General features: G+C 35.7%; 17 protein-coding genes. 4 read left to right on the top strand and 13 right to left on the bottom strand.

Annotated elements, in window-relative coordinates:
- Positions 1-12 precede the first annotated feature (12 nt).
- Positions 13-471 carry an RNA pyrophosphohydrolase gene (locus tag ACZ5EP_RS01410; protein ID WP_127680984.1) on the bottom strand — a complete coding sequence of 153 codons (459 nt, stop codon included), beginning with the start codon at positions 469-471 and terminating at the stop codon, positions 13-15.
- 57 nt (positions 472-528) lie between these two features.
- On the opposite strand from ACZ5EP_RS01410, the gene hemW reads away from it, so the two are divergent.
- On the top strand, positions 529-1,656 hold the full coding sequence (gene hemW, locus ACZ5EP_RS01405; protein ID WP_464509140.1) for a radical SAM family heme chaperone HemW: 1,128 nt from the start codon (positions 529-531) through the stop codon (positions 1,654-1,656).
- A gap of 2 nt (positions 1,657-1,658) precedes the next feature.
- On the opposite strand, the gene ACZ5EP_RS01400 is transcribed toward hemW, so the two are convergent.
- The 6 genes from ACZ5EP_RS01400 to ACZ5EP_RS01375 are packed head-to-tail and all read right to left on the bottom strand — an operon-like array spanning position 1,659 to position 5,695.
- Positions 1,659-2,372 carry a flagellar basal body L-ring protein FlgH gene (locus ACZ5EP_RS01400; protein ID WP_464509139.1) on the bottom strand — a complete coding sequence of 238 codons (714 nt, stop codon included), beginning with the start codon at positions 2,370-2,372 and terminating at the stop codon, positions 1,659-1,661.
- A 46-nt stretch (positions 2,373-2,418) separates the two neighbouring features.
- Complete coding sequence (gene trpC / locus ACZ5EP_RS01395) at positions 2,419-3,192, bottom strand: indole-3-glycerol phosphate synthase TrpC (protein ID WP_464509138.1); 774 nt, start codon at positions 3,190-3,192, stop codon at positions 2,419-2,421.
- The gene (locus ACZ5EP_RS01390; protein WP_464509137.1) at positions 3,134-4,420 is read right to left on the bottom strand and encodes a tetratricopeptide repeat protein; all 1,287 of its coding nucleotides are present in this window, start codon (positions 4,418-4,420) and stop codon (positions 3,134-3,136) included. The genes trpC and ACZ5EP_RS01390 overlap by 59 nt, the downstream gene beginning before the upstream one ends.
- Positions 4,417-4,806: a YkgJ family cysteine cluster protein gene (locus ACZ5EP_RS01385; protein WP_127680992.1), complete on the bottom strand. Its 390-nt coding sequence runs from the start codon at positions 4,804-4,806 to the stop codon at positions 4,417-4,419. Before ACZ5EP_RS01385 ends, ACZ5EP_RS01390 begins: the two co-directional genes overlap by 4 nt.
- A 14-nt stretch (positions 4,807-4,820) precedes the next feature.
- Positions 4,821-5,504 (bottom strand): tRNA1(Val) (adenine(37)-N6)-methyltransferase, encoded by a 684-nt coding sequence (locus ACZ5EP_RS01380; RefSeq protein ID WP_464509136.1) that lies wholly within the window; start codon positions 5,502-5,504, stop codon positions 4,821-4,823.
- Complete coding sequence (locus tag ACZ5EP_RS01375) at positions 5,504-5,695, bottom strand: hypothetical protein (protein ID WP_127680996.1); 192 nt, start codon at positions 5,693-5,695, stop codon at positions 5,504-5,506. Before ACZ5EP_RS01375 ends, ACZ5EP_RS01380 begins: the two co-directional genes overlap by 1 nt.
- Before the next feature lie 44 nt (positions 5,696-5,739).
- Between ACZ5EP_RS01375 and kdsB the strand changes: the two genes are divergently transcribed.
- The 3 genes from kdsB to ACZ5EP_RS01360 are packed head-to-tail and all read left to right on the top strand — an operon-like array spanning position 5,740 to position 8,231.
- Complete coding sequence (kdsB, locus tag ACZ5EP_RS01370) at positions 5,740-6,459, top strand: 3-deoxy-manno-octulosonate cytidylyltransferase (RefSeq protein WP_464509135.1); 720 nt, start codon at positions 5,740-5,742, stop codon at positions 6,457-6,459.
- Positions 6,440-7,348 (top strand): 4-hydroxythreonine-4-phosphate dehydrogenase, encoded by a 909-nt coding sequence (gene pdxA / locus ACZ5EP_RS01365; RefSeq protein ID WP_464509134.1) that lies wholly within the window; start codon positions 6,440-6,442, stop codon positions 7,346-7,348. The genes kdsB and pdxA overlap by 20 nt, the downstream gene beginning before the upstream one ends.
- Before the next feature lie 52 nt (positions 7,349-7,400).
- Positions 7,401-8,231 (top strand): 4-hydroxythreonine-4-phosphate dehydrogenase, encoded by an 831-nt coding sequence (locus ACZ5EP_RS01360; RefSeq protein WP_464509133.1) that lies wholly within the window; start codon positions 7,401-7,403, stop codon positions 8,229-8,231.
- A gap of 382 nt (positions 8,232-8,613) precedes the next feature.
- Here the strand turns inward: ACZ5EP_RS01360 and ACZ5EP_RS01355 are convergent, their stop codons facing one another.
- The 6 genes from ACZ5EP_RS01355 to sucC form a co-directional block, all read right to left on the bottom strand.
- Positions 8,614-9,171, bottom strand: a complete 558-nt coding sequence (locus ACZ5EP_RS01355; protein WP_127681004.1) for a 2-oxoacid:acceptor oxidoreductase family protein — start codon at positions 9,169-9,171, stop codon at positions 8,614-8,616.
- A complete protein-coding gene (locus tag ACZ5EP_RS01350; RefSeq protein WP_127681006.1) occupies positions 9,171-10,001 on the bottom strand; it encodes a 2-oxoglutarate ferredoxin oxidoreductase subunit beta in 831 nt (276 codons plus the stop codon). Before ACZ5EP_RS01350 ends, ACZ5EP_RS01355 begins: the two co-directional genes overlap by 1 nt.
- Positions 10,002-10,011: 10 nt before the next feature.
- Positions 10,012-11,145, bottom strand: coding sequence for a 2-oxoglutarate synthase subunit alpha (locus ACZ5EP_RS01345; protein WP_464509132.1), 1,134 nt, complete (start codon positions 11,143-11,145; stop codon positions 10,012-10,014).
- Positions 11,145-11,444, bottom strand: coding sequence for a 4Fe-4S binding protein (locus ACZ5EP_RS01340; RefSeq protein ID WP_127681011.1), 300 nt, complete (start codon positions 11,442-11,444; stop codon positions 11,145-11,147). Before ACZ5EP_RS01340 ends, ACZ5EP_RS01345 begins: the two co-directional genes overlap by 1 nt.
- Before the next feature lie 266 nt (positions 11,445-11,710).
- A complete protein-coding gene (gene sucD, locus ACZ5EP_RS01335; RefSeq protein ID WP_464509131.1) occupies positions 11,711-12,589 on the bottom strand; it encodes a succinate--CoA ligase subunit alpha in 879 nt (292 codons plus the stop codon).
- Positions 12,589-13,761 (bottom strand): ADP-forming succinate--CoA ligase subunit beta, encoded by a 1,173-nt coding sequence (sucC, locus tag ACZ5EP_RS01330; protein ID WP_127681015.1) that lies wholly within the window; start codon positions 13,759-13,761, stop codon positions 12,589-12,591. Before sucC ends, sucD begins: the two co-directional genes overlap by 1 nt.
- Positions 13,762-13,793: the final 32 nt, after the last annotated feature.

Below are 13,793 nucleotides of genomic sequence, written 5' to 3'. Positions count from 1 at the left end.
TATCTCCTTTTCTTATAATAGCCCCTGCTTTTTAAAATAATCAAGTACGATCTTATATACAGGCCTTTTGAATGATTTCACATAATCAAACACTTCGTTTACGTTTACAAATTTATAATCTTCAAACTCCGGTATTTCCGTATCCAGGTTTATTTTTGCATTCGGTTTTAATTTAACAAGAAAATATTTCTGTTTCTGTCCGTCAAACGGATACATTTTTTTAGCTATTCTTTTAGGAAAATCGTATTTTTGCCATTCAGGCATTTCAGCCAAAATTTCAACCTCGTCTGTACCTATTTCTTCTTTAAGTTCTCTTAACAACGCTTCTCTTTCGCTCTCTCCCTCGTCTATTCCCCCCTGAGGAAACTGCCACGCATCAACATCATTTCTTTTGGCTATTAAAATTTCCACTTTTTCGGGATATTTTGAAGAAAGAACAACAGCAGCGACATTTGGCCTATATTTTTTCAAAACATCACCTTTTTTTAGTAAAATTATAACGAATTAATTGAGAATGGAGAATGGAGAATGGAAAATTTAAGAAGTGAAAAAGAAAAAGAATTTAATAATTCTCAATTCTCAACTCTCAATTCTACATTATTATACATTCACATCCCTTTTTGCGACAGCAAATGCAACTACTGCGCCTTTAATTCATACACAAATATAAATCATTTAAAAAAAGAATATTTCAGTGCATTAAAAACCCAGTTTTTACATGAGATATCTTCGGACACACAGTTTAAAACAGTGTTTATCGGAGGCGGAACGCCTTCAACAATGGATGTAGGATTTTATGAGCGGCTTTTCGGGCTTATTTCCCCGTATTTGAAAAATGTCGAAGAGATTACAATAGAATGCAATCCAAACACATCATACGAATGGCTGAGAGATATCAAAAACCTGGGAGTAAACAGAATAAGTTTCGGGGTACAAACCTTCGACGAAGAAAAATTAAAATTTTTAAACAGAAACCATTCTCCCTCTCAAGCCTTAGAAGCAATTCAAAACGCAAAAAAAGCAGGCTTTGAGAACATTAATCTAGATTTGATCTACTCAACGGCGCTGGATACAAAAGAATTGCTTACAAAAGACCTGAATACCGCCTTTAGCTTGCCTGTCACACATTTAAGCGCATACTCTTTGACTATTGAAGAAAACACCAAATGGGAAGGGGATTTTTCAAAACGCAAATACGATGAAGAGCTTGAAATATGGTTTATAAATAAAATAAAAGAAAAATTCCGCCAGTATGAAATATCAAACTTCGGAACCCCATGCAAACACAATCTAGGATACTGGGAAGGAAAAGAATATTTTGGAATCGGCGCAGGAGCCGTGGGATTTAAGAAATGGAGAATGGAAAATGGAGAATGGAGAATTTTTAGGTATTATACGCAAAACGATGTGCATGAATATCTGAAAGATCCGACAAAATACCAATATGAATATTTAACCGATAATGATATAAAAAAAGAAAAAGTATTTTTGGGACTTCGCTCAATAATCGGATTTGATGAAGATATTTTAAATTCCCAAGAGAAAAAAAGAGCCGGGATTTTAGTAAAAGAAAACAAACTTTTAAAAAAAGAAAAAAGAATTTATTCTTACGATTTTTTACTGGCCGATGCTTTAACTAACTATATTCTGGACTAATCCTACCAAGGAGCTATAGCGCTCCAGAATTTGGCAAACCATCCCTGTTCGGTATATCTTTTAATATCGCCTTCGGTTTTATATTCTATTTTTGCATCGGCAATATATTTGGAATCTATAGTATTGTCCGCCGCTATGTCTTCAGGTCTTATAACGCCGCTTATCGCTATTATCTGTTTTTGACCGTCAACGTATATTTCTCTGTGACCCACTATAAAATAATTACCGTTTTTTAACACCTTAACGATTCTTGCCGTAATAGTCGTTTCAAAACTTTCGTTTCTCTGCTGAGAACCGCTTCCCTGAAAAGATCTGTCGGAATTCATAGACGGCAAGTTAAGACTGAGCCCCGTCTTTCCGACTCTGTATTCTTTACCTCCTATATTAACGCTGCCGCTAAGCCCCGCATCAAAAAGTCCGCCGTTATCGGTGTTTGCTTCGCTGAGTTTTTTACTTGCCTGAGTAGACTGTTTGATCTCTTCAGTAATAACAATCGTAACTATATCGTTTACTTTCATAGCTTTTGTATCAGAAAAAAGATTGTCGCTGTTGGTAAAAAGAGAACCCGGATCGTTTCTTGGAATATCACTGTCCATACTCGGCATCTGTTCTACATACTTAGGAGGTTTCATATTAATCGTCGGGTCCATAGGATGTGAAGCGCACCCTGAAAAAACGAATGCGATTAATCCGGCTAAAAACAGATATTTTTTCATTCAAACGGCCTTTTTTAAGAATAAGAGCAAAAACCGTTCCGTAATTTTAAATCTTTCCTTTAAGTTTTAAAACAGCTTCTTTTATGTTGTCCTGTCTCATAAAATGCTCTCCGACAAGATATGCGTCCACACCGTTTTTTGAAAGTTTTTTTACCGTGTCAAAATCGTTTATTCCGCTTTCAGCCACTACGATAACACCTTCCGGAAGCAAAGGTATAAGCTTTTTGCTTAAATCCATATCCATTTCAAATGTTTTTAAGTTTCTGTGATTAAATCCTATAATATCGGCCCCAACCTCCAGAGCTTTTTGCAAATCCGCTTCGTCATGAATTTCAAATAAAACTTCAAGTCCCGTATTTTTTGCAAAATCAAACAGTTTTTTTAATTCTTCCGTTTTAAGCGCTTTTGCTATAAGCAAAATAAAATCAGCCCCCGCCGCGTATGCTTCGGCTATCTGAAATTCGTCTATTATAAAATCTTTTCTTAAAAGCGGAATTGTAGAAAATTCATTAATTGCTTTTAAATACTCCAAACTGCCCTGAAAAAAATGAGGTTCGGTAAGTATGCTCATCGCATCTGCCACCTCAACATATTCTTTTGCTATCTCCACAGGAGAAAAATCTTCTCTTATAACTCCTTTTGAAGGACTGGCCTTCTTAACTTCGGCAATAATTCTATAAGGATTGTCCGAAGTGGATTTTAAAGCTTTTTTAACATCTCTAAAATCTCTTTTTAATGAAAGACACTTATTAAAATCTTCTTTATTTTTTCTTTTTAAAAGATCTTTTTTTGTTTGATTTATGATTTTTTCTAATATCATTCTCAGCCTTTACACATTTTTTAATAAGAATTTTATGTTTTAATATTTCTTTATCTTTTAAGTGCACGTTTTGAATAATTTCAAGCGCTTCTTTGCATTTTCCCAGTTTATAATAACCCCATGCCAGAGAATCTATATATTCTTCGTTGTCAGGGTGAAGTTCAAGCGCTTTTTGAACATATTTCAGACCTTCTTTTACATTTATATTATTATCAATCATGATATATCCCAAGAAATTGTACAAATATGCACTCGGATAAAATTTAAGCAAATATTTCAGTTTAGGAATAATTTTTTTAGCCGTCGCTTTTGTAGGATTTGCCTCATATGAATAAGTGCAGTATTTTAACAGATAAGGAAGCTTTGCTGTTTTTTCATACAGTTTCATTGCGTAAAAAGCGGCTTTTTTGTAATTTTTCGCTGTTTCATATACGATCAGTTTGTATTCGTCGCCTAAATTGTTTTTGTTTATAAGCTGCAGAGCTTTTTTGTAATTTCCGTTATCAAGATATATTCTAAGAGCAAACATAAGATATTTTCTGTCAAATTTGCCCATTTTTTCATATATTGTCGCAAGATTTGAATAATCGTAAGTCTGTTTGTAAATAATTGCAAGTCTTAAACATATGTCATATTCGCATCCGTACATATCAAGATGAGTTCTTAAATATGCCAAGGCCTCATTGTATTTTTTAAGTTTTATAAGAATATCGACTAGCTGTAAAAGCGTCTGTTTATCATGTGTCATGGCGTACAGGGATTTTAAATACTGGGCCGCCTGTGCGTATTTATGCTCTTTTAAATAAATAAACGCCATCATTTTATAAAAGAAATCGTCTTTTTTATTAAGTTTCGTCAACAGCTCTTTTTTGGCTTCATTTACTTTTTTCAATTCAAGCAAAGCAAAAATTTTATACATAAAAATTTTCTTATCAAAACTTTTTTTCAAATATTTGTCGCTTAAAGCGATTACCTTTTGATATTTTTTCAGATAAAAGAGATCTTCTATCATTTTTTCATAATATACCGGCTTGTCTGTCTTTTCATATAAAAATTTATATATTTTTACCGCCTGGTCCACTTTATTGTTATTTTCATAGAATAAAGCTTTTATAATATAGTTGTCTTCATCGGGAATAACTTTTTTACCTACCGGCGGCTGTTTTACGCTGCAGCCCGTAATCAGCAGCAGTAAAACTAATCCGAAAGCTAATCTGACCTTTTTCATTTTGTCTCTTCCGATAAAATTATTCCAGGGCACTCTTTTTGGAGTTCTTCAATTCTGTTTTTATAATAATCCCAAAAAGGAAACGTCCTGCACTGCTGAGGTCTAACACTGTATATTTTACAACCGTTTTCAAAAAAAACACAGGCATAACCGTTTTTATAAGGTTTTTCTTTTAGTGAATATCTGTAGCCGACTTTCACTAAAAACGTTTTTTTAAAAAGCTCTTCGTCAATATTTAAAAATTCGGAAATGTTTTTAATATCCTGCGGACTCACCCAAATATAACCGCTCTCCCCTATACAGCAGTTGCCTTCGCACTCTTTACAGGCTTCAGGGTCGAATTTATATGAAAATCCGTCTTTTGAAATTAATTTTTCATTTTTCATTTTTCACTTTTCATTTAAATTTTTATACTTTTCGTTGCCGCTTTTTTATATATTTCCGCTGCTTCTTTGGAATAATTCTCACCTTCAAAACCTATTAAAGGCGGATGTACGTTTACCATTGATTTGGCGTGTCTTTTGGCCCTTACCATAACCAGGGTGGCCTTTTTGTTCAATCTCGGATACATAAACCTTATATCCGTAATTTTTAAAGGTTTTGGAATATTTGAAATTATATCATCAATTCGTTTTGCATCATAGCAAAAAATAAATTCCCCTCTTTCTTTCAAAACTCCGTTTACCTTCTTAAAAAACTCTTTCATAGGCAAAGATTCTTCATACCTTGCGGTTTTTATAATTTCATTTTCACTTTTTAACGTTCCCTGATAAAAAGGAGGGTTTGAAATGACAAAATCATACTTTTCATCAAATTCGTATGTAAGAAAATCGCCGTTTATTACATTCGCTTTCAAAGAATTTTCATCTATATTTTTATTGATAAAATCAAACATAACCTTCTGTTTTTCAACAATACTAAGCTCAATTTCAGGAAAATCTCTTTTAATCAAAAGTCCCAGTACACCGCAGCCTCCTCCGACTTCCAGTACTTTTCCTTTTATATTAAAGCCGGAAATAAAGTCATATAAGAACATAGTGTCGCTGTTGTAACAGTATCCGTTTTTCGGCTGATACAGGATCATTAACTGCTAAGTCCTAATTCGTCTAAAATAGGCTTGATGTCTTTTTCGTAATATTTCATCAAAAGATTCGGAATAAGAGCCATAGCTTTATCTTCATTTCTCCATTCGTCTATTTTTTCAAGTATAACACCCTTTTTATGTTCGTCGATATTCTTTGAACTTTTTACTTTTTCTTTTATTTTATTAATCATTTATTGCCTTTTTTTTTGTAAAATTATAACTAAAAAGGTTCATTATGATAATAATCCCCGCCCGTTTATCCTCTAGCAGACTTCCTAATAAAGTTCTTGCCGAGATAAATAACAAGCCGATGATAATATGGTGCGCCGAAGTTGCCAAACAGGCGGACGACGTATGCATAGCCACGGATTCGCCAGAAGTTATTCAAATATGCAAAAAATACGGATTTAACGCCGTTATGACAAGCGACAGGCATAAAAGCGGAAGCGACAGAATAAAAGAAGCGGCGGATATACTGGAACTCAAAGACAATGACATAGTAATCAACATGCAGGGAGACGAGCCCTTTTTAGAGCCTGAAATATTAACCGCGGTGAAAGAAAAACTATTAGAAATCAAAAACAGGGATTTTTCGATGGTGAGCTGTTATAAAGAAATAGACGAAATTAGCGCTAGTGATCCTAATTTAGTAAAAGTAATAATGGATAAAAACGAGGACGCTATATACTTCTCAAGAAGCAAAATACCGTATAACCGCGACGACGTTCCTCATCAGTATTATGGACATATCGGTATTTACGGATTTACAAAAAAAAGTCTTGACGAATTTGTAACAATGAACGGTGTTATTGAACATATTGAAAAGCTGGAGCAGTTAAGAGTGCTTGAGAACGGTAAAAAAATAGCAATGATCAAGGTAAAAACCGAAAGTTTCGGAATAGATACAAAAGATGATCTCGAAAAGGCAAGAATTTATGCAAAAAATCGCAGTTAGTATAGGTGATTTAAACGGAGTAGGAATTGAAATAGCCCTGAAAGCACACAACACGATAAAACAATGGGTAAAACCGGTATATTGCATTAACGAAAAAATGTTAAAAAAAGCTGCAAAACTGCTTAATATGCCAATTCCGAACGATTTTGAAATCTTTGAAGTCGAAGGAGATTTTAAAATAAAACCCGGAACCGTGGATGCAGATGCCGGAAAATATTCGTTTGATAGCTTCATGGCGGCTGTTAATCTGGCAAAAGATAAAAAAGCAGATGCGATTACCACGCTTCCTATAAACAAAGAAAGCTGGATGAAAGCCGGAATTAAATACAAAGGCCATACTGAAGTCTTAAGAGATGTTTTTAAAAAAGACGCTATTATGATGCTCGGATGTGAAGAGATGTATGTGGCGCTCTTTACCGAGCATATTCCGCTAAAAAATGTGACCGAAAGAGTTAAAAAAGAAAATTTAATAAAATTTTTCATTGATTTTTACAATTCGACTAATTTTCACAAAGTCGGTGTACTCGGGCTCAATCCACATGCCGGTGACGGCGGGGTGTTGGGTGATGAAGAAATTAAAGAGATCTTGCCTGCAATAAAAGAAGCCAATAAAATAATTAATAAAGACTTCTACTACGGCCCTCTTGTTCCCGATACCGCTTTTTCTTCGGGTAAAGGAAGGTATATTGCCATGTATCACGATCAGGGACTTGCACCGCTTAAAGCTCTTTATTTTGATGAAAGTATAAATGTAAGCTTAAATCTTCCTATACTTAGAACGTCAGTCGACCACGGGACAGCCTTCGACATTGCGTATAAAGGCAGAGCAAACACCAAAAGTTATGAAAATGCGATAAAATATATCCTAAATCATCAAAAGTTGACTTAAATCAATTTTTTTTATTACTCCATTGGATATACTAAAACAAAAAAGGATTAGCATGCAAAGATTAATCAGATTTCAGCATGAGAGTTTTATCAAATTTATTTATGCTGCCGTAATGGTAAAAGAACAGAGCGCAAAAAAGCTTCTTGAAGACATTGCGGTATTTAAATACAGACACATGGTATGGGCTATGGCAGATGCCGTAAAAGCCGGTGTTAAATTCGACATGGATTTCAAAGAAGAAGAAATCAAAAAAATAGAGGTGCAAAGCGAAGAGGATTTGCTTGAAGTGCTTATCAACGATTTAGAAGAAAATCTTAGAAGCTATGAAGAAATCAAAACAGTTTCAACAGACAGATTTAAAAACGACGACGAGTATTTCCTAGCTCAGCTTAAAAAACTGGATCTTGAAGGCACTGTTACAGCATTTAATCAGTCAAAAGAACTGCCTGGAGTAGATCTTGAAGAAAACGCAAAAGCAGCTCTAGTGTTTTTCCTAATGGAAGAAACATTCAAAGAATACGAACTTATTACCATTTACAGTTATTTAAAAGTCCACTCAAACGAAGTAGACGCAAATTCGGCATTTACAGACTTGGCATACGATTCAATTTATCATCTAAGAAGATTTGCAGAACTTGCAAGCCAAATGGGAGTATTAACGCTTCCTAGACCTATTCCTCATGAAAAATATGAAAATATCGGAATAGTAGAGTTTTTGAAAGAAAACATCGAAGAAGAAATGGACGCTGAAAAACAGTGCCTGATTTTAGCGGAAAAAATCGGAAACGATGAGCTTAGTAACTTCTTACTGTTTATATCAAGACAGGAAGTTTATCATGCAGAGCTTCTCCAAAGAGCGCTTGACGCAGTAAAAGGAAAATAATCCTTTTACTCTTTTTTAACTTTAATTACTTTAATACTAATAAATAATTTAACACAAATACGAGTATAATTCTTATAATTTTTAACTACACCGCTAAAATATATGGTGTCTGTCACTTTAAAACCATCAACCATCAACCATCAACCATCAACCATCAACCATCAACCATCAACCATCAACCATCAACCATCAACCATCAACCATCAACCATCAACCATCAACCATCAACCATCAACCATCAACCATCAACCATCAACCATCAACCATCAACCATCAACCATCAACCATCAACCATCAACCATCAACCATCAACCATCAACCATCAACCATCAACTATAGCGCCAGACACTATAACATATCAAATAAATAAAAAGGAAGAAGATTAAGCTTTAGTTTTTAAAGCCTCTTCCGCCGCTTGATATCCAAATTCAAAAGCTTTTTTATTTACTTCTACAGCTTTACTTGGAACTGTTTCGATCATTGCCTGGAATACAAGATCGTGATCAAGATTGTTCATTCTTGTAGCAATTGCTAGCGCTACAACTGATTGTGTAATTACGTTTCCTACTTTTTCTTTTGCGATTGTAATTACTTCGATAGGATACATATTCCATCTTTTTTTATCTTCATCAGTAGGATAAACCAGATTTGGCTCATATACAATAATTCCTCCGTCTTTTACACCGTCTTTGAATAACTGATATGATTTATCAGCAACGCTTAACATGAAATCAATTTCACCGTCAACCGCATACGGATAAAGAATAGGCTCATCATCAAGAATAATATCAACTTTAGTAGGCCCTCCCCTAACCTGAGAAGTATACGTACCTACCTGAACTCCGTATTTTCCAGCTTTTACGTAAGCTCTTGCTAAAATCTCACCAGCAAGAAGGACACCCTGTCCTCCAACCCCTGTAAATCTTAATTGTTTTCTCATTAGTTGCCCCTTACTCTGTCGATTAGTTTGTAGTATTCTTCACAGTATTCCGGCTCTTCTACGTGATGTAAGATTCCTCTTGGTTTTACACCTTTTTGTTTAAGCTCATATTGCTCTTCAGGGCTTAGTTTATCCCATTTGTTTTTAGGCATTAAGTTACCTTCAATCCAGTCCATATTTTGTTTAGCCTGAGCTAATTTATTTTTTCTACCGAAGTTTACGTGACAGTTAGAATGAACGTCAAAGAAACTGAATCCTTTATGTTGGAAACCTTTTACAAAAAGTCTTTCAAGTTTTTGAGCTTCAGCAACGCTTTCTCTACCGATAAATGTAGCACCAGCACCTTTAGCAAGTTCCGCCGGGTCAAAAGTCGGGTCAATATTTCCATACTGAGTTGTTACAGACCAAGCACCTTTTGGAGTAGTCGGTGAAACCTGGCTGTTTGTAAGACCGTAGATGAAGTTATTGATTAATACGAAGTTTAGATCAATATTTCTTCTACATCCGTGAATTGTATGGTTACCTCCGATTGCAAGTCCGTCACCGTCACCAGCAACAACGATTACGTGTTTATCAGGGTTTGCAAGTTTGATACCTGTTGCGTATGCTACAGTTCTTCCGTGTGTCGTATGAACAGTGTTTGCGTCGATGTAGCTTGAAAATCTTCCCGAACATCCGATACCAGATACAACGCAGATATCGTTTTTATCCCATCCTAGTTTAGCGAAAGCTCTGATCATTGCTTTCATAATAATACCGTCACCACATCCCCAACACCATAGTGTTGGCATTTTGTCTGTTCTTAAATAATAATCGTAATTAAATGCCATTATCTGCTCCTTATACCATTTCTTTTAATTTTGCTTTTATTTCTGCCGGAGATATAGGTCTACCGTTTGCTTTGAATAGAGTTTCGAAATCTCTTCTTCCGCTTACTCTTTCGATTTCTTTAATATACTGACCTTTGTTCATTTCAGTTACAAGAACTTTGTCGAATTTTTTGCAAACTTCCGCAATTTTTTCTTCCGGAGACGGCCACATAGTGATAGGTCTGAACAGTCCTACTTTAATACCTTCTTTTCTTAGTTCTTTAATTGCTTCTTTTACAGAAAGTGACACACTTCCGTATGCGATTACTGCAATATCAGCATCGTCAAGCATAAATTCTTCATAACTTTCAATCTCATCTTTATGAGCCAAGATTTTATTAAACAGTCTGTCAATTAAATCCTGACACATTTTAGCGTCTTCTGTAGGGAATCCTGTAGGTCCGTGATGAAGTCCTGTAATATGGTATCTGTATCCTTTAAAGAACGGATTTAGAATTGCAGGTTCATCCTGAGGCACGTCATAAGGTCTGTAATCTTTTGGATCACCCTCATATACTCTTCTGTTTACTATATTTTTTTGAACTTCTTCAAGATCAGGAAGTTCGGCTTTACCAACCATATGACCTAATGTTTCGTCAAGTAACACGAATACCGGAGTCATAAATCTTTCTGCAAGATTAAATGCTCTTACAGTTTCAGTATAACATTCTTCCAAGCTTCCGGCACATAATGTAATTGACTGATAATCACCGTGTGTAGGAGCCTGTGCCTGAAGAATATCACCCTGCTGAGGTCTTGTCGGAAGACCAGTAGACGGACCGCCTCTCATTACGTTTGTAATTACAAGCGGAACTTCAGCAATAAATGCTAAACCTATCTGCTCAGCTTTTAATGAAATACCAGGACCTGATGTGTTTGTCATAGACTTAACACCGCTCATACTAGCACCGAGTGCCACTGAAATACCTGCGATTTCATCTTCCATTTGGATAAACTGTCCGCCAACTTTTGGCAGTAATTTACTCATTTCATGAGCAACTTCACTTGACGGCGTAATTGGATAACCACCGAAAAATCTACATCCAGCATCAATTGCCGCTTTAGCTGCCAGCTGGTTTCCTGTACTTACTACTTCTCTTGGCATTACGCTTCTCCTTTTAACTTTTTAACTTCATTTAATTTTTTAAATTTATACTCATCTCTTTCTGCTACAAAAATACAAAAATCCGGACATTCAAGTTCGCATTCTCTACATCCGATACAATATTCAGGATGTGTTACTTTTACCATTTGTCCTAAAATATTATGCGGATCAGGTACCATTTCTAAAACTCCCGTAGGACAGAAATCAACACACAATTCACAACTTTTACATTTACTTTCATCAACCCATACCGGCGTATTTTCCGGAGCAGGTAATTTAAAATCTACATTTAATGCCATATAAACTCCTTTAGCGTTTCTTTACGTTATATATAATACCAAAATTAACACTAAAAAACTCTTAATAAAAATAACAACCTATATTATTGTGTAAAAATGTTACATATAAACAGCTTGATAATAAAACAAAAAAATAATTAGTAAAAAACATGATGCTCTAATCTAAAAAAAACAATAAATATTACCATTCTTAACGTTATTGTGTATTTTAGAAGTAAATATAAGATAAATAAAAGAGATAAAAACCCAAAAAAAGGGTTTGAAGATTATTTTTTCTCCTGAAGAGCTTTTGCAACAGTTGCCCCGATATCTGCAGGAGATTCAACTACATATACACCGGCTTCTGCCAGTGCTGCCATTTTTTCTGCCGCAGTACCTTTGCTTCCGCTGATAATCGCACCGGCATGCCCCATTCTTTTACCTTTAGGAGCAGTCTGTCCTGCAATAAACGCTACAACAGGTTTGCTAATCTGTTCTTTAATAAGTTTAGCTGCCTGAATTTCAAGATCCCCACCGATTTCACCAATCATTACGATTGCTTCAGTTTCAGGATCCGCTTCAAACATCGGAAGAAGTTGTTTATAACTAAGACCGATTATAGGGTCACCACCGATACCAACAGCAGTAGTGATACCGAATCCTTCTTTTACCACCTGGTTACTTGCTTCGTAAGTTAATGTACCAGATTTAGAAATAAGACCGACATTACCTTTTTTGAAGATGTTACCAGGCATAATCCCGATTTTACACTCTTCAGCAGTAATGATACCAGGACAGTTCGGTCCGATTGTGTTCATTCCTTTTTTCTGTGCGTAATGTTTTGCATACATCATATCTTTAACCGGAGCACCTTCTGTAATAATTACAGCAAGTTCGATTCCCGCATCTGCAGCTTCCATTACAGCGTCCGCAACGAATGCAGGCGGAACGAAAATCATACTAACAGTAGCACCAGTAGCTTTTACAGCATCTTCAACAGTATTGAATACAGGTTTTCCAAGGTGTGTCATTCCGCCTTTATTTGGTGTAACACCACCTACGATTTGAGTCCCGTATGCCATACATTGTTCAGCGTGGAAAGTACCTTCTTTACCGGTAAACCCTTGCACTATTACTTTCGTATCTTTATTAACCAAAATACTCATTATAACTCTCCTTTCGCAGCCGCAACAGCTTTTTTAGCACCGTCTTTTAGATTCTCAGCAGGAATAATATTTTTAATATTCGCATTTCTTAAAATTTCTGCAGCTTCTTCTGCATTTGTTCCGTCAAGTCTTACGATTACAGGAACGTTTACTTCTACTTTTTCAGTAGCCTGTAAAATACCGTTAGCAATTCTGTCACATCTAACGATACCACCGAAGATATTTACAAAAATTGATTTAACGTTAGGATCGCTAAGAATAATTTCAAATCCTTTTGCAACTGTTTCAGGGTTAGCTCCACCACCAACGTCTAAAAAGTTTGCCGGCTCTCCGCCTTCGTGTTTAATAATATCCATTGTAGCCATTGCAAGTCCGGCACCGTTAACCATACATCCAACGTTACCGTCAAGTTTAATATAGCTTAGTCCGTATTTTTTAGCTTCCACTTCTGTAGGCTCTTCTTCGTCTAAGTCTCTCATTTCAGCAATTTCAGGATGTTTATAAAGTGCGTTGTCGTCAAATCCCATTTTAGCGTCAAGTGCTAAAAATTTACCGTCACCAGTTTTGATTAGAGGATTGATTTCTATCATTTCAGCGTCATTATCCATATATACGTTATATAACGCGCTTGCAAATTTAATAAATTCTCTTTGCTCGTCTTTTGGAAGACCAAGACCGAATGCAAGTTTTCTAGCATGGAAAGGCTGGAATCCTATTGCAGGGTCAATTGCTACTTTAATGATTTTTTCAGGTGTTTTTGCCGCTACTTCTTCAATCTCCATACCACCTTCAGTCGAAGCCATCATTACAGGCATTTCAAGGGCTCTGTCTAGTACCATACCAAGGTATAGTTCGTCTTTAATATCAGCACCTTCTTCAATATATACTTTTTTTACTACTTTACCCTCAGGACCTGTCTGATGAGTAACAAGTGTCATTCCAAGCATTTCTTCAGCAATTTTTTCCACTTCTTCAAGGCTTTTAGCGAGCTTAACACCTCCGGCTTTACCTCTACCGCCGGCATGGATCTGAGCTTTTACAACCCAAAGGTTTCCGCCAAGCTCTTCAGCTACTCTTCTGGCTTCCGGACCGCTAAACGCTACTCCTCCTCTTGGTGTCGGAACGCCGTATTTTCTAAATATCTCTTTTGCTTGATATTCATGTATGTTCATTTAATCTCCTTTCAATAGTTTAAATATTATAA

Source organism: Nautilia abyssi, from assembly GCF_055388085.1.
Note: the sequence above shows the minus strand (reverse complement) of the source record. Positions and strands in the feature narration are given on the sequence as shown.

Coding starts and splice junctions, on each gene's coding strand:
- ACZ5EP_RS01360 (WP_464509133.1), top strand. CDS start 7,401: ATGCAAAGATTAATCAGATTTCAGCATGAGAGTTTTATCAAATTTATT.
- ACZ5EP_RS01375 (WP_127680996.1), bottom strand. CDS start 5,695: ATGATTAATAAAATAAAAGAAAAAGTAAAAAGTTCAAAGAATATCGAC.
- pdxA (WP_464509134.1), top strand. CDS start 6,440: ATGCAAAAAATCGCAGTTAGTATAGGTGATTTAAACGGAGTAGGAATT.
- hemW (WP_464509140.1), top strand. CDS start 529: ATGGAAAATTTAAGAAGTGAAAAAGAAAAAGAATTTAATAATTCTCAA.
- kdsB (WP_464509135.1), top strand. CDS start 5,740: ATGATAATAATCCCCGCCCGTTTATCCTCTAGCAGACTTCCTAATAAA.
- sucC (WP_127681015.1), bottom strand. CDS start 13,761: ATGAACATACATGAATATCAAGCAAAAGAGATATTTAGAAAATACGGC.
- ACZ5EP_RS01345 (WP_464509132.1), bottom strand. CDS start 11,145: ATGCCAAGAGAAGTAGTAAGTACAGGAAACCAGCTGGCAGCTAAAGCG.
- ACZ5EP_RS01390 (WP_464509137.1), bottom strand. CDS start 4,420: ATGAAAAAGGTCAGATTAGCTTTCGGATTAGTTTTACTGCTGCTGATT.
- sucD (WP_464509131.1), bottom strand. CDS start 12,589: ATGAGTATTTTGGTTAATAAAGATACGAAAGTAATAGTGCAAGGGTTT.
- ACZ5EP_RS01350 (WP_127681006.1), bottom strand. CDS start 10,001: ATGGCATTTAATTACGATTATTATTTAAGAACAGACAAAATGCCAACA.
- ACZ5EP_RS01355 (WP_127681004.1), bottom strand. CDS start 9,171: ATGAGAAAACAATTAAGATTTACAGGGGTTGGAGGACAGGGTGTCCTT.
- ACZ5EP_RS01385 (WP_127680992.1), bottom strand. CDS start 4,806: ATGAAAAATGAAAAATTAATTTCAAAAGACGGATTTTCATATAAATTC.
- trpC (WP_464509138.1), bottom strand. CDS start 3,192: ATGATATTAGAAAAAATCATAAATCAAACAAAAAAAGATCTTTTAAAA.
- ACZ5EP_RS01340 (WP_127681011.1), bottom strand. CDS start 11,444: ATGGCATTAAATGTAGATTTTAAATTACCTGCTCCGGAAAATACGCCG.
- ACZ5EP_RS01380 (WP_464509136.1), bottom strand. CDS start 5,504: ATGATCCTGTATCAGCCGAAAAACGGATACTGTTACAACAGCGACACT.
- ACZ5EP_RS01400 (WP_464509139.1), bottom strand. CDS start 2,372: ATGAAAAAATATCTGTTTTTAGCCGGATTAATCGCATTCGTTTTTTCA.